At 71.7% G+C, this 20,478-nt stretch carries 21 protein-coding genes; 7 read left to right on the forward strand and 14 right to left on the reverse strand.

Going from position 1 to position 20,478, the window contains the following annotated elements; genetic code table 11:
• The gene (locus ACIBTS_RS06740) at positions 1-816 is read left to right on the forward strand and encodes an EI24 domain-containing protein (protein WP_399317081.1); all 816 of its coding nucleotides are present in this window, start codon (positions 1-3) and stop codon (positions 814-816) included.
• Here the strand turns inward: ACIBTS_RS06740 and ACIBTS_RS06745 are convergent.
• On the reverse strand, positions 794-2,059 hold the full coding sequence (locus ACIBTS_RS06745) for a pyroglutamyl peptidase (RefSeq protein ID WP_399317083.1): 1,266 nt from the start codon (positions 2,057-2,059) through the stop codon (positions 794-796). The genes ACIBTS_RS06740 and ACIBTS_RS06745 overlap by 23 nt on opposite strands.
• Before the next feature lie 167 nt (positions 2,060-2,226).
• Positions 2,227-3,159, reverse strand: coding sequence for a LysR family transcriptional regulator (locus ACIBTS_RS06750; protein WP_399317084.1), 933 nt, complete (start codon positions 3,157-3,159; stop codon positions 2,227-2,229).
• Between the two features lie 58 nt (positions 3,160-3,217).
• Here ACIBTS_RS06750 and ACIBTS_RS06755 point away from each other — a divergent pair, with 58 nt between their 5' ends.
• Positions 3,218-3,607 carry a RidA family protein gene (locus tag ACIBTS_RS06755; protein ID WP_399317085.1) on the forward strand — a complete coding sequence of 130 codons (390 nt, stop codon included), beginning with the start codon at positions 3,218-3,220 and terminating at the stop codon, positions 3,605-3,607.
• A gap of 40 nt (positions 3,608-3,647) precedes the next feature.
• Here the strand turns inward: ACIBTS_RS06755 and ACIBTS_RS06760 are convergent, their stop codons facing one another.
• Positions 3,648-4,232, reverse strand: a complete 585-nt coding sequence (locus tag ACIBTS_RS06760) for a TetR/AcrR family transcriptional regulator (RefSeq protein ID WP_399317086.1) — start codon at positions 4,230-4,232, stop codon at positions 3,648-3,650.
• A 107-nt stretch (positions 4,233-4,339) separates the two neighbouring features.
• On the opposite strand from ACIBTS_RS06760, the gene ACIBTS_RS06765 reads away from it, so the two are divergent.
• The gene (locus ACIBTS_RS06765) at positions 4,340-6,763 is read left to right on the forward strand and encodes a beta-glucosidase (RefSeq protein WP_399317087.1); all 2,424 of its coding nucleotides are present in this window, start codon (positions 4,340-4,342) and stop codon (positions 6,761-6,763) included.
• A 64-nt stretch (positions 6,764-6,827) separates the two neighbouring features.
• Here the strand turns inward: ACIBTS_RS06765 and ACIBTS_RS06770 are convergent, their stop codons facing one another.
• Together ACIBTS_RS06770 and ACIBTS_RS06775 are read right to left on the reverse strand one after the other, a co-directional pair.
• Positions 6,828-7,805 carry an aldose epimerase family protein gene (locus tag ACIBTS_RS06770; RefSeq protein ID WP_399317089.1) on the reverse strand — a complete coding sequence of 326 codons (978 nt, stop codon included), beginning with the start codon at positions 7,803-7,805 and terminating at the stop codon, positions 6,828-6,830.
• A 37-nt stretch (positions 7,806-7,842) separates the two neighbouring features.
• Entirely contained in the window at positions 7,843-8,739 is an 897-nt protein-coding gene (locus ACIBTS_RS06775) for an SGNH/GDSL hydrolase family protein (RefSeq protein WP_399317090.1), read from the reverse strand.
• 263 nt (positions 8,740-9,002) lie between these two features.
• On the opposite strand from ACIBTS_RS06775, the gene ACIBTS_RS06780 reads away from it, so the two are divergent.
• Positions 9,003-9,497 carry a DUF3145 domain-containing protein gene (locus ACIBTS_RS06780; RefSeq protein ID WP_319672867.1) on the forward strand — a complete coding sequence of 165 codons (495 nt, stop codon included), beginning with the start codon at positions 9,003-9,005 and terminating at the stop codon, positions 9,495-9,497.
• A 104-nt stretch (positions 9,498-9,601) separates the two neighbouring features.
• Here the strand turns inward: ACIBTS_RS06780 and ACIBTS_RS06785 are convergent, their stop codons facing one another.
• The 5 genes from ACIBTS_RS06785 to ACIBTS_RS06805 form a co-directional block, all read right to left on the reverse strand.
• Positions 9,602-10,882, reverse strand: coding sequence for a beta-ketoacyl-[acyl-carrier-protein] synthase family protein (locus tag ACIBTS_RS06785; protein WP_319672868.1), 1,281 nt, complete (start codon positions 10,880-10,882; stop codon positions 9,602-9,604).
• A gap of 79 nt (positions 10,883-10,961) precedes the next feature.
• Positions 10,962-11,210: an acyl carrier protein gene (locus ACIBTS_RS06790; protein WP_057583001.1), complete on the reverse strand. Its 249-nt coding sequence runs from the start codon at positions 11,208-11,210 to the stop codon at positions 10,962-10,964.
• A gap of 80 nt (positions 11,211-11,290) precedes the next feature.
• Positions 11,291-12,292: a ketoacyl-ACP synthase III gene (locus ACIBTS_RS06795; protein WP_079662607.1), complete on the reverse strand. Its 1,002-nt coding sequence runs from the start codon at positions 12,290-12,292 to the stop codon at positions 11,291-11,293.
• A gap of 9 nt (positions 12,293-12,301) precedes the next feature.
• Positions 12,302-13,222, reverse strand: coding sequence for an ACP S-malonyltransferase (locus ACIBTS_RS06800; protein ID WP_319672870.1), 921 nt, complete (start codon positions 13,220-13,222; stop codon positions 12,302-12,304).
• 89 nt (positions 13,223-13,311) lie between these two features.
• The gene (locus ACIBTS_RS06805; RefSeq protein WP_399317093.1) at positions 13,312-14,517 is read right to left on the reverse strand and encodes a PucR family transcriptional regulator; all 1,206 of its coding nucleotides are present in this window, start codon (positions 14,515-14,517) and stop codon (positions 13,312-13,314) included.
• A gap of 108 nt (positions 14,518-14,625) precedes the next feature.
• On the opposite strand from ACIBTS_RS06805, the gene ACIBTS_RS06810 reads away from it, so the two are divergent.
• Positions 14,626-15,279, forward strand: a complete 654-nt coding sequence (locus ACIBTS_RS06810) for a pirin family protein (RefSeq protein ID WP_399317212.1) — start codon at positions 14,626-14,628, stop codon at positions 15,277-15,279.
• Positions 15,280-15,330: 51 nt separating this feature from the next.
• Here ACIBTS_RS06810 and ACIBTS_RS06815 read toward each other — a convergent pair whose 3' ends face one another.
• Both ACIBTS_RS06815 and ACIBTS_RS06820 read right to left on the reverse strand, forming a co-directional pair.
• Complete coding sequence (locus ACIBTS_RS06815) at positions 15,331-16,155, reverse strand: serine hydrolase domain-containing protein (protein WP_319672871.1); 825 nt, start codon at positions 16,153-16,155, stop codon at positions 15,331-15,333.
• A 30-nt stretch (positions 16,156-16,185) separates the two neighbouring features.
• Positions 16,186-16,656, reverse strand: coding sequence for a GNAT family N-acetyltransferase (locus ACIBTS_RS06820; protein WP_399317096.1), 471 nt, complete (start codon positions 16,654-16,656; stop codon positions 16,186-16,188).
• A gap of 97 nt (positions 16,657-16,753) precedes the next feature.
• Between ACIBTS_RS06820 and ACIBTS_RS06825 the strand changes: the two genes are divergently transcribed.
• Together ACIBTS_RS06825 and ACIBTS_RS06830 are read left to right on the forward strand one after the other, a co-directional pair.
• Positions 16,754-17,218 (forward strand): MerR family transcriptional regulator, encoded by a 465-nt coding sequence (locus ACIBTS_RS06825; RefSeq protein WP_399317098.1) that lies wholly within the window; start codon positions 16,754-16,756, stop codon positions 17,216-17,218.
• Positions 17,215-18,231, forward strand: coding sequence for an aldo/keto reductase (locus ACIBTS_RS06830; RefSeq protein ID WP_399317100.1), 1,017 nt, complete (start codon positions 17,215-17,217; stop codon positions 18,229-18,231). Before ACIBTS_RS06825 ends, ACIBTS_RS06830 begins: the two co-directional genes overlap by 4 nt.
• 42 nt (positions 18,232-18,273) lie before the next feature.
• On the opposite strand, the gene ACIBTS_RS06835 is transcribed toward ACIBTS_RS06830, so the two are convergent.
• Together ACIBTS_RS06835 and ACIBTS_RS06840 are read right to left on the reverse strand one after the other, a co-directional pair.
• Positions 18,274-19,128 carry a DUF4429 domain-containing protein gene (locus ACIBTS_RS06835; RefSeq protein WP_399317214.1) on the reverse strand — a complete coding sequence of 285 codons (855 nt, stop codon included), beginning with the start codon at positions 19,126-19,128 and terminating at the stop codon, positions 18,274-18,276.
• Positions 19,129-19,186: 58 nt separating this feature from the next.
• Positions 19,187-20,404 (reverse strand): alpha/beta hydrolase, encoded by a 1,218-nt coding sequence (locus tag ACIBTS_RS06840; RefSeq protein ID WP_319672874.1) that lies wholly within the window; start codon positions 20,402-20,404, stop codon positions 19,187-19,189.
• Between the last annotated feature and the right edge of the window lie 74 nt (positions 20,405-20,478).

Here is a 20,478-nt window from a genome sequence, read left to right on the forward strand (position 1 = left end):
ATGCGCGATCTCGGGGTGGGTTTCAAGTACCTCCTGGAAGGCCAGCGATGGGTGGCCCGGCACGGCAGGCAGTACGGGTGGGGGCTGGTCCCCGGCCTGATCACCCTCGTCCTCTACGCGGCGGCCCTGGTGGCGCTCGCGGTGTGGGGCGAGGGCTTCGTGGGCTGGGCGACGCCCTTCGCCGACGACTGGTCCAGCCCCTGGCAGCGCCTCTTCCGGGGCTTCCTCACCGTCGTTCTGTTCGCCCTCGCCCTCCTCCTCGCCGTCCTCACCTTCACCGCCGTCACCCTCCTCGTCGGCCAGCCCTTCTACGAGAACCTCTCCGAGAAGGTCGACCGGGACGTCTCGCCCGACGGCACCTCCCCCGAGTCCGGGCTGCCGCTCTGGCGCGAACTGTGGATCTCCGCCCGCGACAGCACGCGCATCCTGGTCCGCGCGCTGCTGTGGGGCGTGCTGCTGTTCGCCCTCGGGTTCATTCCGGTCGCCGGACAGACGGTCGTCCCGGTGCTCGGGTTCTTCGTCACCGGCTTCTTCCTCACCGAGGAACTCACCGCCGTCGCCCTCCAGCGCCGAAACGTCGACCTGCGCGCCCGCCTCGCTCTGCTCCGTTCCCGCAAAACCCTGGTCTGGGGCTTCGGCACCCCCCTGGGCCTGGCCTTCCTGGTCCCCTTCGTCGCGGTGTTCCTGATGCCGGGCGCGGTCGCGGGCGCCACCCTCCTGGCCCGCGACCTGCTGAACGAGGAAACCGCCGAGCCGGACGAGGCAGACGGTGCAGACGAGGCGGAAGGTGGCGTCAGCCGCGCTGTGGTGCGTTGATCGCCGTCGTCAGGATCGCTCGTGCCTGGGCGATGATGTCCAGTCGGTTGCGCACGAACTCCGGATCGGTCACCGTGCCGGTCGTCGGATCGGTGTTGTCGGCCGCGAACTGCAGTACCGGCGTGTGCACATGTCCGCCCGGCAGGCGGTCGTGCAGGCCCAGCCGGTCGCGCAGCAGGGTGGCCCGGTAGGCGATCTCGTTGGAGAGGTAGTCGCCGCCGCCCCCGGCCCGGGCGGTCGACCCCGCCGTCGGTCCGTCCGGCCGGACGACGGGGGCGGTGCCGCCCGCCGGGATCTCGGTGACGCTCGTGTTGTCGTAGACCGGGAACCGGCCGGTGTCCGCGGCCACGATCGCCGTGTACGGCAGGGTCGTGGTCGTCCACTGCGGCTGCGAGGCGGGGTCGGCGACCGGGATCGTCTCCGTGCGGCCGATGGCGTCGTTGTCGGCGAAGCCGCCGCGCCAGGCACCGTTGGTGCGCTCCACGTCGAAGCGGCCGACACGGCCCTGACTGACGGTCGTGAACAGGTCGACCTGCGGGAGATGGGGCCGCAGGGCGCGCTCCACCGTGCCCTCGGCGAAGTCCTGCCAGCGCACGGGGAAGACGGCGGTCTCGACCCGCGCGGGCCCGTCCGCGGTCCGGATCACCGTGCCGTCGAGGGCGAGAGCCGTCGCCCCGGACGGGTTGGAGATGCGGATGTCCCGGTCCAGGGTGAACGGGTCGAAGCCGGTGACCAAAACCCTCTTGAGCCCCTTGCCGTGCTGCTGCGGAGCCGGGTATCGGATGTCGGTCTGTCCGCGCGAGGTCTGCTCCAACCGGCCGAGCAGTGCCACGCGTTGGGCCGCCGTCAGTACGAACTTCGGTTCCCAGGTGCGTACTTCCCGCGTCATACCGAGACGCGCCCAGTACAGCGGCCGGTCGTCGTCCCGGCTGAGGTCGCCATCGTCCGGCCCCCGTCCCTGCGCCCGGTCGACGGCCCGCCGCCACAGGGCCGCGCCCTGCCGTGCGACGACCCGGCGGGCCTCGGCGTAGGAGTGCGCGGCGTCGAGCGCACGGGTGAACCCGGGTGCCACGGTGTCGAATCCGGAGCGTTCGAGTATCTCCTGGGGCACGGCCCGGTCGAGCCGCTGTTCCTCCACGGTGGGCGAGGGGGCGGTCCCGGCCGCCGCCGGGACCGTGGGGGCCGCGAGCCCCGCCAGCAGGGCCAGTCCGAGGATGCCGATCCGAACACGTAGAGAACTCAAGGGAGTTCGGTCCTTCCGTCGCCGTGGGGGAGTGTGGAGCGTCGTGTCGAACGGCGGCAGTATCGCGTGACGGAAGTGGTCAACGCCATGGCAGGTGACCGGTGTGAGGCCGGGCCGGCCACCCGTAACCCACGATCGCTCCCGGTCGGACGCCTGAGTACCGGTACCTACCGCGGAACCCGGGCGGCCGCCTCCCGCAGGGCGGCGACGAACGCCTCCACCGCCGGAGTCGACGAGCGGCCCCGTTCCGTCGCCGCGTACACCGCCCGCGCCGGAGCGCCCTCGTCGAGCACCGGCCGCAGTACGACGTCCGGCCGCACGGACGCCGCGGCCAGCGCCGGGACCAGGGCCACGCCGAGACCCGCGGCGACATAGCCCTGCTTGGCGGTCCACTCGGCGACGACATGCGCCACGCGAGGCCGGAAGCCCTCCCGCAGGGCCGCGTCGAGCAGGGTGCCCTCGGGGCGGGCGGACCCGGACACCCAGTCGTCGTCGGCGAGTTGCCCGAGCCGGACCGGTCCGGGCCGCCCGGCCAGGGGATGGACGGCCGGGACGGCGACGTACAGGGACTCGTCCAGAAGGTGATGCAGGACGTACGACTCCAGGGGCGCGCCGCCCGTCGTGGACACCACCGCCAGGTCGAGGTGCCCGGCGCCCAGCCGCTCCAGCAGTCCCGGAGTGAGCCCCTCCTCCCTGGTGACGCCCACGCCGGGACGGCGGGTCCGGAACAGGGCCAGGGCCTGCGGCACCAGTGCCGCGTCCGCCGTCGGAAACGCCCCGAACTGCAGTCGTCCGCCCGTCCCCTCCCGCAGCGCGGCCAGTTCGCGCCGCGCCCCGCCCAACGCGTCGACGACGGACTCCGCGTACGGCATCAGCACCCGCCCGGCCTCCGTCAGCCGCACCCCCCGCGCCAGCCGGTCGAACAGCGGGCCGCCGCCCAACGCCCCCTCCAGTGCGGAGATCTGCCGCGACACCGCTGACTGCGTCCAGCCCGACGTCCGTGCGGCGACCGTGAACGAGCCGTGGCGGGCGACCTCCAGGAACGCCCGCAGCCAGACGGTGGAGAGGTCGGACAGGTCCGTGCGATGCGGTTCCGGCATGACAGTCATGCTGGACATTCGCTTGTCGCATCGCAAGCCCGGACCTAGCGTCGAGGACATGGAGATCACCCTCGACAGCCCCGCCTCCGCGCCCCAGCCCCTCAGCCCTTACTACTCCCAGGTCGCCCGCGTCCAACACGCCGACGGCAGCGCCCTGTTGTTCCTCTCCGGTCAGATCGCCGAGGGGGCCACTCTGGCCGAGCAGAGCCGGGGCGTCTTCGAGACGATCGACGCCCTGCTGAAGGCCCACGGCGCCACCCTGGCCGACGTCATCAACATCCGGACGTACCTCACGGACATCGGCAAGCTCGCCGAATACGGCGCCGTGCGCCGGGAGTTCCTCACCGGCACTCCGCCGACCAGCATGACCTTCGAGGTGCCCCGGCTGTTCCGCCCCGAGGCGCAGATCGAGGTCGAGGTGGTGGCGGCGGTACCCGTTGCCGACTAGCGGCCTCGCGGCCTCGCAGTGCGGTGGGCCGGTCCGGCCGTCAGTCGAGGTCCTCGCCCAGCAGGCGCAGGAAGTCGCGGAACGCGGCCGGCATGTCCACCGACTCCCGGTCCAGCAGCCACTGGTACTGCAGGCCGTCCATCACCGCGAGGAGGAGAGGGGCCGTCCGCTCCGGCGTCAGCCCGTTCGGCAGCCGCTCGCCGTACTCGGCGCGCAGCACCGCCGTCATGTTCGCCCGCCCCTGCCGGTACCGCTCAGTGAAGTACTCCCGCGCCGGATGCCCCTCCGTGACGCTCTCGCCGAGCAGCGCCGAGAAGGTCTGGATGATGCCGGGCCGCATCGCGTTGTACTCGACCAGCGAGGCCAGCAGATCCACCCGCCACTGCGCGGCCGGCACCGCGTCCCACTGGTCGCGTTCCTGGAGCACCGCCACCAGCAGCGCGTCCTTCGTGGGGAAGTGGTGCAGCAGCCCCTGCTGGGTCAGCCCGACCCGCTCGGCGACCGCCGCCAGGCTCGCTCCCCGGTAACCGCGCTCGGCGATCACCTCCAGGGCCGCCCGAACGATCTCGGCCCGCCGCTCCTCGCTCCTGGTCGTCCTGGCGCTCATGCCGTCACGGTACGGCATCCGACCCAGAAGATATAACGACAGGATAACGATACCTACTGCCCTACAGGTGACTCGTGCACGATGGGGCACGCAAGGAAAGCCGCGCGCAACGAGGAGGCCCCGCCATGACGGAAACCGGAGCGGCCGTGGAGGCGGCCCTCGGCAAGCTCGACCTGGACGCCAAGACCCGGCTGCTGGCCGGCCAGGACATGTGGTCGCTGCCCGCCCTGCCGCAGATCGGCCTGAGGTCCCTCGTCATGTCCGACGGGCCGATCGGCGTCCGGGGCGTGCGCTGGACCGCCGACGACCCCTCCGTCGCCCTGCCCTCCCCGACCGCGCTGGCCGCCGCCTGGGACCCGGAGCTCGCCCGCCGCGCCGGGACCCTTCTCGCCCAGGAGGCCCGCCGCAAGGGCGTCGACGTCCTGCTCGCCCCCACCGTCAACCTGCACCGCTCCCCGCTGGGCGGCCGGCACTTCGAGGCGTACAGCGAGGACCCGTACCTGACCGGCCGTATCGCCACCGGTTACGTGACGGGCGTGCAGGAAGGCGGCGTCGGCACCACCGTCAAGCACTTCGTCGCCAACGACGCCGAGACCGACCGCTTCACCGTGGACAACCTGGTCGGCGAGCGCGCCCTGCGCGAGCTGTATCTCGCCCCCTTCGAGGCCGTCGTCGAGAACGCCCGCCCGTGGGGCGTCATGACCGCCTACAACTCGGTCAACGGCACGACGATGACCGAGCACCACCGCCTCGTGAACGAGGTGCTGCGCGGCGAGTGGGGCTTCGACGGCTTCAACGTCTCCGACTGGATGGCCGCCCGCGACACGGTCGGCGCCCTGAAGGGCGGCCTCGACGTCGCCATGCCGGGCCCGCGGACCGTCTACGGCGAAACCCTCGCCCAGGCCGTCCGCGAGGGCCACGTCGAGGAGTCCGAGGTCGACGAGGCCGTACGCCGCGTCCTGCTGCTGGCCGCCCGCGTCGGCGCCCTCGCGGACGTCGCCCCGGCCGTCGCCGAGCCGCCCGCCCCCGTCGACGGCGAGGCCCTGGCGCGTGAACTGGCCCGCCGCTCCTTCGTCCTGGTCCGCAACGAGCACGAGGCGCTCCCGCTGCGGCCGAACGGCACCGTCGCCCTGATCGGCGCGGCCGCCCGCGACGCCCGGGTCCTCGGCGGCGGCTCCGCCACCGTCTTCCCCGCCCGCACCGTCTCCCCGCTCGACGGCCTCACCGCCGTCCTCCCCGACGGCGCCCTCACCTACGCCGTCGGCGCCGACCCCACCACGGAACTCGCGGTCGCCGACAAGGGCTTCGCGCTACGGGCCGTCTGCCGGGACGTGGACGGAAACATCCTAGGAACCGGTTCCGCGCCGGGCGGCCAGATCCAGTGGACGGGCGCGGACCTCCCCGAGGGCGTCACCCACGAACGCCTCCACACCGTCGAGCTGACCGGCACGTTCACCCCGCGCGACACCGGCCCGCACACCTTCGGCGTCAAGGGCGCCGGCGCCTTCCGGCTCACCGTCGCCGGAACGACGTACTTCGACGACGTCCAGCTCCCCGCCGACGACACCGACCCCTTCGAGGCGTTCTTCGGCTCCCCGGTGCCCCACGCACATCCCGAGCTGACCGCCGGCGAACCGGTCGAGGTCTCCCTCACCCATGTCTACGCGGTCCCCGACGACTTCCCCTTCAAGGTCGTCGCCTTCGCGCTCGCCCATCTGGAGCCCCAGCGCGACGCCGACGAGCTGATCGCCGAGGCGGTCGAGGCGGCCAGGGCCGCGGACACCGCCGTCGTCGTGGTCGCCACCACCGACCGCGTCGAGTCCGAGGGCTTCGACCGCAAGGACCTGCGCCTGCCCGGCCGGCAGGACGACCTCGTCCGCGCCGTCGCCGCCGCCAACCCGAACACCGTCGTGGTCGTCAACGCCGGCTCCCCGGTGGAGCTGCCGTGGCGCGAGGACGTCGCGGCCGTCCTGCTCACCTGGTTCCCCGGCCAGGAGGGCGGCGCGGCCCTGGCGGACGTGCTGACCGGTGCCCACGAACCCGGCGGCCGGCTCCCCACCACCTGGGGCTCCCTCGCCGACGCCCCCGTCACCCAGGTCACCCCGACGGACGGCGAACTCCCGTACACCGAGGGCGTCTTCATCGGCTACCGCGCCTGGGAGAAGGAGGGCAGGACCCCCTCGTACCCCTTCGGGCACGGTCTCGGCTACACCGACTGGACATACGAGTCGGTCGACATCGCGGGCTCCACGGTCACGGTGCGTCTGCGCAACACCGGCGAGCGTCCGGGCCGGGAGGTCGTGCAGGTCTACCTCGCGCCCACCGGCACGGCCCCCGCGCCCGACCGTCCGGCCCGCTGGCTGGCCGGCTTCGCCGCCGTGGAGGCCGGCCCGGGGGAGAGCGCCGAGGTCACCGTGGACATCCGCGACCGTGCCTTCGAGGTGTGGGACGAGGCGGACCACCGGTGGTCCTTTGTGAAAGGTTCGTACGAAATCCAGGTGGGCCGCTCGATCGCGGACCGCAGGATCACCGCGACGATTACCGTGTGATCAGGCGCTCGTCGCCGCACGAACAGCCCCGGTCCGGGACCTGACCCCCGGACCGGGGCAACATCTACTGGACAGAGAAGCCGTACACCGTCTCCGAGCGGTACACGTCCCCCGGCCGCAGCACCGTGCTCGGGAACTCCGGCCGGTTCGGCGAGTCGGGGAAGTGCTGGGTCTCCAGCGCCACGCCCTCGCAGGGCACGAACGGCTCGCCGAGGTGGTCCGCGGTGTACACCTGCAGCCCCGGCTCGGTCGTCGACACCGTCAGCACCCGCCCGGTCGCCGGATCGTGCAGCTCGGCCACCTCCTCCGGCGTGTCGGTGACGCCCTTGTCGAGCACGAAGTTGTGGTCGTGGCCGGACCCGGTCTTGCGGGCCGTGCGGAAGTCGTGGGGGCTGCCCTCGACCGGCGCGAGTTCCCCGGTCGGGATGAGGTCGGCGTCGACCGGTGTGTACCGGGAGGCCGCCAGCCGCAGTTCATGGCCGGTGGCCTCCCCGCTGCCCGGCCCGCCCAGGTTGAAGTAGCTGTGGTTGGTCAGGTTCACCACCGTCGGCGCGTCCGTGACCGCCTCGTACACGAACCGCAGCGCCCCCGACGCGTCGAGGGTGTACGTCGCCGAGACCTCGAGACGGCCCGGGAAACCCTCCTCGCCGTGCGGGCTGACCCGGCTCAGCCGCAGCCCGTGCTCCACCGGCTCCACGTCCCACACCCGCTTGTCGAAGCCCCGTGCGCCGCCGTGCAGGGAGCCCGGCGCGTTGTTGGGCTCCAGCGCGTACGTCACCGCGTCCAGCGGGAAGCGGGCGTGCGCGATCCGGTTGGCGTACCGCCCGATCAGCGCGCCGAGATAGGGCTCCGGATGCGTGAGATAGCCGTCCAGGTCCGCGAAGCCCAACACCACGTTCGCCGTCCGGCCGGCCCGGTCCGGAACGTCCACGGACTGCACGATTCCGCCGTACGACAGAACCCGCACCCGCGTGCCCGCCCGCTCCAGGGTCCAGCGGTGCACCGGAGTCCCGTCGGAAAGTGTTCCGAAGTGTTCGCTCATGAGCGAAACCCTAAGTCACCGGACCTCCGGACCCTCGTTACGAAGCCTTCGCCGTCACTCCGCGGTAGGCGATCTCCGCGAGCCGCGCCTGCCCGTTCTTGCTCGGATGGAACCAGTCCAAGTGGCTCAACTGCTCCGTGCCGAACCGGTAGTCGTACACCGCGCCGCCGTCGAACCGGCACCGCACATCCTTCGCGCAGACCTCCTTCAGCACCGTGTTGTAGTCCTCCACCCGCTTCTGCACCGTGTCCCGCCGCAGTGTCGCCGCCGAGTCCAGCGCGTCCGCGTCGCCCAGCATCGACGGGCAGATGCCCAGCTTCCAGATCTGCTTGCCCAGCGCGTTCGTCCGCCCCTGCGACCACAGCCGCTTTAGGTTCGGCACGCTCGCCACATACACCTGCGTCTTCGGCAGTGCGCGGCGCAGCGTGCTCATCGCGTCCTCGAACTGGGCCCGGAAGTCGGCCACCGACGTCATCGCCCCAGTGGAGTCCCGGCAGGCGTCGTTCGCGCCCGCCATCACCGTGACCAACTGCGGCTTGTCGGCCGCCGCCTGCGTCATCTGAGCCGGCAGGTCCGCCATCCGCGCCCCGCTGGAGGCGTGGTTCCAGCTGTGCGTGGCCGCCTTCGCCGCGCCCAGCAGGCGTACCGCGAGACTGTTGACCTCGGTGCTGCTGCCGGTCGCCCAGGACACCTCGGGGCAGTCCGCGAGGACCGTACACGCGTCGAAGCCACGGGTGATCGAGTCGCCCACCGCCGCGACCGAGTCGGGGCTGGAGTCCCACACCGAGGCCGGCGACGGCTTCGCCTGCCGCGCCTGCGTGCCCGCGGCGGCGGGGCTGTCGCCGCCCCCCAGAGCGTCACATCCGGCCAGGCCCAGTACGGCCGCCGTCGTGCCCGCGAGCACGGCTCGCGTGTGCCGGTATCGCTTTCGCATCCGCTGGTGTTCCCCTCGCTCCTCGAACAACGCCCCCCTATGACAACGCGCGGGAGTTCCCGTCGAATCATCACCCACAAGATGGAACGCTTCCCGCCCGTACAGGCGTCCTGCCGGGTGAATGGCGGTGGTTTCACGGCACTGGGACCGACGGTACGTCACACTCCTTGCGCCGCCGCAGGGTAGCCTCGCCATCAACGCGGCTGCCCGCCACCGCCGCCACGCCAGCCTGCAAGACTGTCCCGCTCTGCCCGGAGGTCCCGGTGACGACACGTGGAGTTCTGTACGTGCACTCCGCGCCGCGCGCGCTGTGCCCGCACGTCGAGTGGGCGGTGGCCGGGGTGCTCGGCACGCGCGTCAGCCTCGACTGGATCCGGCAGCCCGCCGCGCCCGGCACCTGGCGCTCGGAGTTCTCCTTCAAGGGCGAGGCCGGCACGGCGTCCAAGCTGGCGTCGGCGCTGAGGGGCTGGCACCTGCTGCGCTTCGAGGTCACCGCCGAACCCTGCGCCACCGCCGAGGGCGAGCGCTACAGCTGCACCCCCGAGCTCGGCATCTTCCACGCCGTCACCGGCATCCACGGCGACATCCTGATCCCGGAGGACCGGCTGCGCGCGGCCCTGCTGCGCAGCAGGCGCGGCGAGACCGACCTGGAGAGCGAACTCTCCAAACTCCTGGGCAAGCCGTGGGACGACGAACTCGAGCCGTTCAGATACGCGGGCGAGGGAGCACCGGTGCGCTGGCTGCACCAGGTGGTCTGAGTCAGGCGGTCCGAGTCGGGCGGTTCGAGTCGGCGGACACGTTCCGGACACGTGAAGGGCCCCCACCGGCCGGTGGGGGCCCTTCAGTTGCGTACAGGCGCTTTTCAGACCGAGCGGAACGCCAGGACGACGTTGTGGCCGCCGAACCCGAACGAGTCGTTCAGGGCGGCGATACGGCCCTCGACGGGCAGCTTGCGGGCCTCGCCGCGCACGATGTCCGCGTTGGCCTCGGCCTCGGGGTCGAGGTTCTCGACGTTGATGGTCGGCGGGGCGATGCGGTGGTACAGCGCGAGGACCGTCGCGACGGACTCGACACCGCCCGCGCCGCCCAGCAGGTGACCCGTCATCGACTTGGTGGCGGAGACCGCCATGTGGTCGGCGTCGTCGCCGAACACCTTGCGCAGCGCCTTCAGTTCCGCCACGTCACCGGCCGGCGTCGACGTCGCGTGCGCGTTGACGTGCACGATCTCCGCCGGGTTGAGGTCGGTGTTGTCCAGCAGGTTCTGCAGGGCGTGCGAGATGCCGCGGCCCTCGGGCTCCGGCTGCACGATGTCGTGCGCGTCGGCGGAGATGCCCTGGCCGACCGCCTCGGCGTACACCCGCGCACCGCGCCTGGCGGCGTGCTCGGCGGACTCCAGGACGATCACGCCGGCGCCCTCGCCGAGGACGAAGCCGTCACGGGCGACGTCGTAGGGACGCGAGGCGCCCTGCGGATCGTCGTTGTTCTTGGACATCGCCATCATGTTGCCGAACGCGGCGATGGGCAGCGGGTGGATCGCCGCCTCCGTGCCGCCGGCGACGACGATGTCGGCGCGGCCGGTGCGGATCATCTCGATGGCGTAGCCGATGGCCTCCGCGCCCGACGCGCACGCCGAGACCGGCGTGTGCACGCCCGCGCGGGCGCCCACGAGCAGACCCACGTTGGCGGAGGGGCTGTTCGGCATCAGCATGGGCACGGTGTGCGGGGAGACGCGGCGGACGCCCTTCTCCTTCAGCACGTCGTACTGGTCGAGGAGGGTGGTCACGCCGCCGATGCCGGAGGCGATGACCGCGCCGAGCCGGTCGGCGTCGACGTCGCCCTCGCTGCCCGCCTCGCCGGCCTTGCCGACGAAACCGGCGTCCTTCCAGGCTTCCTGGGCCGCGATCAGCGCGAACTGCGCCGAACGGTCCAGCTTGCGGGCCAACGGCCGCGGAATGACCTCAAGAGGCTCCACCGCGACCGGGGCCGCGATACGGACGGCCTGCTCGGCCGCCCACTCCTGCTCCAGGGCCTTGACACCGGACTTGCCGGCGACCAGACCCTCCCAGGTCGAGGCTGCGTCGCCACCCAGCGGTGTGGTTGCGCCGATACCGGTGACGACCACGGTGCGATTGGTCGGGCTCACGGATTCTTTCTCCAACATTGCGAGGATTCAACGGCGCCACCGCCGGGTGGCGGGGCAGTTCAGCCCAGGGATCGGCTGATCAGGCCTGGTGCTTGAGGATGTAGCTCGTCGCGTCACCGACGGTCTTGAGGTTCTTGACGTCCTCGTCCGGGATCTTGACGTCGAAGCGCTCTTCGGCGGCGACGACGACCTCGACCATGGACAGCGAGTCGACGTCCAGGTCGTCGGTGAAGGACTTGTCCAGCTGGACGTCCTCAACCGGGATGCCGGCGATCTCGTTCACGATGTCGGCGAGACCGGCGACGATCTCTTCCTGAGTGGCGGCCATATGGGCGCTCCTTCGTAGATATCCAGAGGGTGTGGCAGTGGTGCTTCCCGTACCGGACCAGGTGATCCGGCACGGAGTGCCTAGGGGAGGGTAACGACAGTGGCGGCGTAGACGAGACCCGCCCCGAATCCGATGACGAGCGCGGTGTCGCCGCTCTTCGCCTCGCCGGTCGCCAGAAGCCGCTCCATCGCGAGCGGGATCGAGGCGGCCGAGGTGTTGCCGGTGGTGCGCACGTCACGGGCGACCGTGACGGACTGCGGCAGCTTGAGAGTCTTCACCATCGAGTCGATGATCCGCTCGTTGGCCTGGTGCGGGATGAAGACGTCCAGTTCGTCGGCGGTGATGCCGGCGGCGTCCAGCGCCTCCTTGGCGACCTTCGCCATCTCGAACACCGCCCAGCGGAAGACCGCCTGGCCCTCCTGCGTGATCGCGGGGAACTTGGCGACCTCGCCGTCGCGGTAGTCCGTCCACGGCACGGTCTGCTTGATGGTGTCCGACTTGTCGCCCTCGGAGCCCCAGACCGTCGGGCCGATCGCCGGCTCCCTGGACGGGCCGACCACGACCGCCCCCGCGCCGTCGCCGAACAGGAAGGCCGTCGCGCGGTCCTCCAGGTCGGTCAGGTCGGACAGCCGCTCGACGCCGATGACCAGCACGTACTCGGCGGAACCCTCCACCACCATGCCCTTGGCGAGGGTCAGGCCGTAGCCGAAGCCCGCGCAACCGGCCGAGATGTCGAACGCGGCGGCCTTGTCCGTGCCGAGCTTGTCGGCGATCTCGGTGGCCACGGCCGGAGTCTGCTTGAAGTGCGAGACGGTGGACACGACCACCGCGCCGATCTGCGCGGCGGTGATCCCGGCGTCTGCGATCGCCTTGCCGGACGCCTCGACCGACATGGCGGCGACGGTCTCCTCGTCGTTCGCCCAGTGCCGGGTCTCGATGCCGGAGCGCGAGCGGATCCACTCGTCGGAGGAGTCGATCGTCTCCAGGATGACCTCGTTGGGCACGACCCGGGTGGGCCGGTAGCCGCCCACGCCGAGGATGCGCGCGTACGGGGCGCCCTTGCTGGGCTTGATCTTCGCCATCAGGGCTCCTTAGGCGACGCCGAACTCGGCGACGAGCGCACGAGCGGCGTCCAGGTCGTCAGGGGTCTTCAGCGCCAGCGTCCGCACGCCGGGCAGGGCGCGCTTGGCGAGGCCGACCAGCGTGCCGCCGGGGGAGACCTCAATGATCGCGGACACGCCGAGCTCCTTGAAGGTCTCCATGCACAGGTCCCAGCGGACCGGGTTGGCGACCTGGCCGACCAGCCGGTCCAGGATCTCGGCGCCGGTGGCGACGGCCTGCCCGTCCTTGTTGGAGACGTAACGGAGCTTCGGGTCGGCGGGGGCGAGATCCGCGGCGGCTTTGGCGAGGGTCTCCACGGCCGGAGCCATGTGGTGCGTGTGGAAGGCGCCGGCGACCTTCAGCGGGACGACCTTGCGGACGCCCTCGGGCTTGTTCTCGTTCAGCGCGGCGAGCTGCTCCAGCGTGCCCGCGGCGACGATCTGGCCCGCGCCGTTGATGTTCGCCGGGGTCAGCCCCAGCGTCCGAAGATGCGCGAGTGACACCTCGGGGTCGCCGCCGAGCAGCGCCGACATGCCGGTCTCGGTGATCGCGGCGGCGTCGGCCATGGCCAGGCCCCGCTTGCGGACGAGGGCCAGCGCGGCGGTGTCGTCCAGGACGCCGGCGAAGACGGCGGCGGTGAACTCGCCGACGCTGTGGCCCGCGACGGCGCCCGGCGTCACCTCGTCGCCCAGGGCCGCTGCGGAAACGATTCCGGCGGCCACGAGCAGCGGCTGCGCGATCGCGGTGTCACGGATCTCGTCCGCATCGGCGTTCGTGCCGTAGTGCACCAGGTCGAGGTCGGCGGCCGCGGACAGCGCCGCGAGGCGGTCGGCGACACCGGGGAGGTCGAGCCAGGGGGTCAGGAAGCCGGGCGTCTGGGCGCCCTGGCCGGGAGCGACGAGTACGAGCACTCTCACACTCTCTCTTGGGGACGGCCAAAGCCGCCCGTGGGGACAGGGACGAAGAACGGCAGGGGGTTTTGTGGAGTTCGAACAAAAGCCTAGGTCTGGGGTTCACCATCGACCAGACGCCCCAGGATCAGTGCGATCCGGAGCGTGAACGCGGAGCGTACATCCGAAGGCGACCAACCGGTGACGTCAGTCACACGTCGAAGCCGGTAGCGCACGGTGTTCGGATGAACGAAGAGCATCCGTGCGGCCCCTTCGAGACTGGACGCCTGTTCGAGATAGACGGAGAGCGTCTCCAGGAGCGCGGACCCGGCCTCCTCCAGCGGTCTGTAGATCTCCTCCACCAACTGCTCACGCGCCCCGGGATCTCCGGCGATCGCGCGCTCCGGAAGCAGATCGTCCGCCAGCACCGGCCGGGGCGCGTCCTGCCAGGCGGAACACGCCTTGAGCCCGGCGGCGGCGGCCTGCGCGGACCGGGTCGCGGCCAGCAGGTCGGGCACGACCGGCCCGGCGACGACGGGACCGGCGGCATACGGCCCGATCAGCGACTTGGCGACGCCGAGCGGATTGTCGCTGCCACCCGCGATCACCACGAGCCGGGAACCGAGCACCCCCGTCAGCACCTGGAGCTTGGCGTGTCGCGCCGCCCGCCGGATGGCCTCCACGGTCAGCTCGGAGTCCCCGTCGGGCGCGGTCCCGAGGAGCACGCACACATGCTCGGGCGCGTTCCACCCGAGGGCGGCGGCCCGGCTCAGGGCCCCCTCGTCGGCCTCGCCGCTCAGCACGGCGTTCACGACGAGCGACTCCAGCCGGGCATCCCAGGCGCCCCGCGCCTCGGCCGCCTGGGCGTAGACCTGGGCGGTGGCGAAGGCGATCTCCCGGGCGTACACCAGGAGCGCCTCGCGCAGCACGTTCTCGTCGCCGGGGGCCGCGACCTCGTCGATCGCGGACTCCATGACCTCGATGGTGGTCCGTACCATCTCGACGGTCTGCCGCAGCGTGATGGCCCGCGTCAGCTCACGCGGCGCCGTGCCGAACACATCGGTGGAGATCGCCTGCGGGGCGTCCGGGCGCCGGAACCACTCGGTGAAGGCGGCGATACCCGCCTGGGCGACCAGCCCGATCCAGGAACGGTTCTCCGGGGGCATCGCCCGGTACCACGGCAGTGTCTCGTCCATCCGCGCGATGGCCTGGGCGGCGAGACTTCCGGAGGACTTCTCCAGCCGTTTCAGCGTCGCGGGATGGGAGTGGACGGCGCGCGCCACGGTATCGGGGCGACTCGTTTCGGGTTCGGGCACGTGGACAAGACTGCCTTATCGCTGTGCTCGCCTGCGCCGGTGGGTCGTGTCGTCCTCGAACGCCGGACGGGCCGGTTTTCCGCTCCCCGGGTCTACGGTGGTCCCGTGATGGACGTACGGCGCGCCGACGAGCGCTACCCGGGCGGGGACCAGGCCGCCGGCATCGAGTCGTGGCACGCCTTCTCCTTCGGCCCCCACTACGACCCCGACCACCTCCGCTTCGGCCCGCTGATCGCCTGCAACGAGGAGCGCCTCGCTCCCGGCGCCGGCTTCGACGAGCACCCCCACAGCCACACCGAGATCGTCACCTGGGTGGTCGAGGGCGAGCTCACCCACCGCGACTCGACCGGCCACGAGACACTGGTTCGCCCCGGCGACGTCCAGCGGCTCAGTGCGGCGGGCGGCGTCCGGCACGTGGAACGCAACGACGGCTCGACCCCCCTCACCTTCGTCCAGATGTGGCTGGCCCCCCTGGACCCCGGCGGCGACCCGTCCTACGAGATCGTCCACGGCATCGCGGACTCGACGCCGTACGCCGTCCCGGAGGCGGGCGCGATGCTCCACGTACGTCGCCTGGCCGCGGGCGAGCGGACGGCCGTACCGGACGCGCCCTACGTCTACGCGCACGTCGTACGCGGCGAAGTCCGGCTGGACGGCGTGCGGTTGGGCCCCGGCGACGCGGCGCGCATCGAGGACGCGAAGGACCTGGAGGCGGTGGGGGTGACGGAGGCGGAGCTGCTGGTGTGGGAGATGTCCGGCTAGGGCGTGTTTCGAAAGTCGCGGGCCAGACGGGACTTTCGAAACACGCCCTAGCTACCGGAGTTCCGCGAGCACCGCGTCCGTGAACGGCGGCCACGCCTCGACCGCCCAGGGTCCGAAGGCGCGGTCCGTCAGGGCGACGCCCGCCGCCCCCGCGTCCGGATCGATCCACAGGAACGTGCCGGACTGGCCGAAGTGGCCGAAGGTGCGGGGGGAGGACGAACTGCCCGTCCAGTGCGGGGACTTGGAGTCGCGGATCTCGAAGCCCAGACCCCAGTCGTTGGGGTTCTGGTGGCCGTAGCCCGGCAGGACGCCCTTGGTGCCCGGGTACTGCACGGTCATCGCGGCGGCCACCGTGCGCGGGTCCAGCAGCCGGGGCGCCTGCACCTCGGCCGCGAACCGCAGCAGGTCCGTCACGGTCGACACCCCGTCCTTGGCCGGAGAGCCCGCGCCCTCCAGGGAGGTGTCGGTCATCCCCAGCGGCTCCAGCACCGCCTGCCGCAGGTACTCGGCGAACGGGATGTCCGTCGCCTTCGCGAGATGGTCGCCGAGCTGCTCGAACCCGGCGTTGGAGTACAGCCGCCGCTCCCCGGGGGGCGCGGTCACCCGGTGCTCGTCGAAGGCCAGCCCGGAGGTGTGCGCGAGGAGGTGACGGACCGTGGACCCGGGCGGCCCGGCCGGCTCGTCCAGCTCGAGCGCCCCCTCCTCGTACGCGACGAGCGCGGCGTACGCGGCGAGCGGCTTGGTGACCGAGGCCAGCGGGAAACGCCGGCCGACGGGGCCATGGGTCCCCAGGACCGTACCGTCGGCCCGCACGACACCCGCCGCGGCGGAGGGAACCGGCCAGTTCTCGATCGACGCAAGACTCTTCAACGACATGCCGACGAGCCTAGAGCCTGCCCGAGACGCTCACAGCAGCAGCTCCATCAACGGGTCCGGCTTGGGCTTGAAACCGAGGGACGCATAGAGCGGCGCCGCGTCGGCGGACGCCGTGAGGTGGATCTTCGAGGCGCCCCGCGCGCGGAACCACTCCAGCAACGCGTCCATGCACGCGCGCGCGTACCCGCGGCGGCGCGCGTCCGGATCGGTGGCGACGCTGAAGACGTACCCGGTGATCCCGTGCGGGTCGCCGGCCCGCCCGATCCGGTACTCGATCGTCCCGACGACCAGCGCGGCCAGCGCCCCCGCCCGCTCCGGGTGCTCCACGACGAACGCCGCGAAGTCCCCGTCGGGCTCCGCCAGCCGCGCCCGCAGCGTGGGCAGCGACTCGACATGCCAGTCGGTGGACCCGTCCACGGGCCACATCGAGTCGATCATCACTTGACGCAGCCGCAGCACTTCGGCGGCGTCCTCGGGCAGGGCACGGCGTACGAGGCTCATGCCCCGCACGCTAACCAGTGCGATCAAGCCCCGTCCCCCCGTTTTCTTACCGTTTCCGCTTGCTTGGAGCGCACTCCAAGGCCATAGCGTTGGGGCCATGACGGTGATGGAGACCACGGGTACCAGGACCGACAGCTGCGCCGCCCCGCCGAACCCGCATCGGCGACCGGCAGGGCAGGACAGCTACACGATCAGTGAGGTCGTCGCCTTCACGGGCCTGACGGCGCACACCCTGCGCTGGTACGAGCGGATCGGCCTGATGCCGCACGTCGACCGCTCGCACACCGGTCAGCGCCGCTACAGCAACCGCGACCTGGACTGGCTGGACTTCGTCGGCAAGCTCCGGCTCACCGGCATGCCGGTCGCCGACATGGTGCGGTACGCGGAGCTGGTGCGCGAGGGCGACCAGACGTTCACCGAGCGCTTCGAACTGCTCGAGTCGACCCGCCGCGACGTCCTGGACCGGATCTCCGAACTGCAGGACACCCTCGCCGTACTGGACCGGAAAATCAGTTTCTATGCGGACGCCGGGCGCGTCTACGAGAAGGAGAAGGCCGGATGACCGACAGCACGATCCCGACGGCACGACTCGGCGAGGACGGCCCCGAGGTCGGCGTCCAGGGCCTCGGCTGCATGGGCATGAGCTTCGCGTACGGCCCCGCGGACGCCAAGGAGTCCCGGGCCACCCTGGAACGCGCCCTGGAACTCGGCGTCACCCTCTACGACACGGCCGACGCGTACGGCGCGGGCGAGAACGAGAAGTTCCTCTCCCCGTTCTTCAAGGCGCACCGCGACGAGGTCGTGATCGCCACCAAGTTCGCCCTGGCGGTCCACCCGGACGACCCGACCCGGCGGATCATCCGCAACGACGCTCCCTACCTGCGCAGTTGCGTCGAGGCGAGCCTGAAGCGGCTGGACGTCGACGTCATCGACCTCTACTACATGCACCGGCGCGATGTGAACGTGCCGATCGAGGAGACCGTCGGCGTGATGGCCGAACTGGTGCGCGAGGGCAAGGTCAAGCAGCTGGGGCTGAGCGAGGTGACGGCCGCCGAGCTGCGCGCCGCGCAGGGCGTCCACCCCATCGCGGCCGTGCAGTCGGAGTGGTCGCTGTTCAGCCGGGACATCGAGGCCCACGTGGTGCCCGCGGCCCGCGAACTGGGCGTGACCCTGGTCCCGTACTCCCCGCTCGGCCGGGGCTTCCTCACCGGCTCCTTCACCAACGCCGACCAGGACCTCACCGCCGACGACTTCCGCCGCCAGCAGCCCCGCTTCACCGGCGAGAACGCCGCCGCGAACGTGACGCTCCTGGACCCCATCCGCACGGTGGCGGGGGCCCACGACGCGACGATCGGCCAGATCGCCCTGGCCTGGGTCCAGCAGCAGTCCCAGGTCCACGGCCTGCCGGTGATCCCGATCCCGGGCACCCGCAAGCCGGGCCGGGTGGAGGAGAACGCGGCGGCGGCCACCATCGAGCTGACGGAGGAGCAACTGGCCCTGCTGGAGCCGATAGCGGGCAAGGTGGCAGGCGACCGCTACGCCGACATGAGGTCCACCTCCGCCGGACGCGAGTAGAGCTGCCCGGAGGCGAGGGGCGAGGGAGAGAAGGGCGCGCCCCTAGAGCTCGGCCAACAGCTCGGCCTTCTTCGCGGAGAACTCCTCGTCCGTGACGAGCCCCGCGCTGTGCAGTTCTCCGAGATGCCGGATCCGCTCGGCGATGTCGGCGGGATCCCGGCGGGGCGCGGCCGCTGCCGGGACGGCCGCCGCAGCCCCGCGCCCGCGGACCGCGGCCAGGACCGCCGCCGCGAACGGCAGCGACTCGTGCACCGGTCCGTACCCCAGCCCGAAGACGACCGTCGCCGGATCCTGGTCGGCCTGCACCGGCGCGGGCTCCCCGTTGAGCAGCCGCAGATGCCCCTCGAACACCTCCGGCGAGCGCCATTCGACCCCGCTCAGCTCGGAGACGGCGAAACTCTGGTCGCCCGCCTTCCACTTCGCCGACGACGCGCCCGTCCAGAACCACCGGAAGCGCACGGTACGCCCGTCGAACGAGGCCTTCCCGTCGTACGCCTTGAAGGACAGCGGCGCCTCGGGAGCGTCCACCAGGAAACGATCCGCCGGACCGGAGTCGGTCAGCCGCGACTTCAGCTCGTCCGCGTAGTACTCGGCGAGCGTCTCGCGTTCGGCGGGCAGCACCAGCCGGTACGGGTCGCACCCTTCCTTGAGCTGCCCCGCCGCCGCCTCCATCAACGGGTCGGCTCCCGGCCGCGGTTCCGCGTGCAGGACGACCGTCCCCCGCTTGCCGGGGGCCAGCGTCACCTGGCCGATGGCCGCCAGCGGAATCCGGCGCTCTCCCAGCGCCGACAGCAGCTTGGGCGTGCGCAGCCCCCGTTCGTAGCGGATGAGGACGGAGTCGGACTCGAACTCCCAGGCGGCATGAAATCCGGCCAGTACGTCACCCATGCGGCTCATCGTATGCGGGACACCCATTCTTCGTCCCCTCCCCGCGCGCGCCGCAATTCCTGCGTCTCTACGCGCGTCCGGCCTTTGTCGTGTCGGACAAACCCGTCGTGCAGGCATCGTCGTCGTGGGCGCACTCCACCGAGCGGTACGAGCCAGTGCCGATCTCGGCGAAGTTGCGCAGGCTGTCCGTGCCCGGTTGGAAGTAGCCGCCGTGGCCCTTGGCGTCCCGTGCCGACAGCACCCGGGCGCCGAAGGCCTCCGCCATGGGGTCCTCGCCGTGCCCGAGGCCGCCGAACTCCAGGTGCGGAATGTCCTGGATCCAGTCGTCGGCGTCCCGCATCGCCCACACCCGGGCGTCGGTGTCCAGCTGGGCCGCCTTCTCCACCCGCATGCCGGGGCTGCCGGCCACCGCTATGTCGGCCACCCGGTCCGGCATGGCGTGCGCGGCCACCCCGCACACCACGGAGCCGTAGCTGTGGCAGAACATCGAGACGGGCGCGCTCCCCGGCAGGGCGCCCAGCAGGGCGTTCAGCCGGACGGCGCCGCTCTGGGCGCGCATCGCGGTGGCCGAGTCGATGCCCAGGCCGTCGGGGGAGGTGTAGTCGGCCCAGGCGATCACGGCCGTACGCGTCGAGGGGCTCGCCTCGCGCTCGGCCGCGTAGAGGGCCTGGGCCATGCCGACGGGCGCCGAGTACTTGCGGTTCGTGCGCTGGAAGGTGAGCAGGTCGGTGTCGACGCCGGGGACGACGACGGAGATCCGCTCGGCCTTGTCGAGGCTGCCGAACACCTCGGCGACCCGGCCGGAGCCGTCGGGGTCGAAGGCGAGGATCTGCCGGCCGGCCGCGCTCAGCGCCTCGTAGCGGTGCATGCGGCGGCCGGCCAACTGCTGCCCGGAGGGCGTGAGGCGGCTGTCGTGCATGCGGGTGCGCTCGAGGCGGATCTGCTGGAGCAGGGCGACACGGTTGGCGCGGTAACGCAGTTCGGCGGGGGCGCCGTTCATGTTGCCGACCGCGAGCGGGTAGTCCTGCGCGAGCGCGGTGCGCTGCGGGGCGGTCAGCGAGGCGAAGAAGCGGGCGAGGCGGGCGGGGGCCGCGTCGGGATCCGGCAGCTGGTGGCCCGCGAGTCGACCGTGCTCCCACGCGGTGCGCGCGGCCTGGACGGCGGTGCTCTCCCGGTGCTGGCGGTTGGCGGTCCAGCCGGTGGTCGCCAGCATCACGAACACCACGGCCAGGGCGGCCAGGGCGCGCCAGACGCTGAGTTGAGGGGAGGTGTCGAAGGAAGTCACTGAAAGGACACACTAGGAGAACGGGAGGGTCTCGGGTGACCCAAGTGACGGGGATCACGTTTCATTCGGCGTGG

Origin of the sequence: Streptomyces sp. NPDC050121 (assembly GCF_044460385.1) — a bacterium.
Classification (GTDB): domain Bacteria; phylum Actinomycetota; class Actinomycetes; order Streptomycetales; family Streptomycetaceae; genus Streptomyces; species Streptomyces soliscabiei.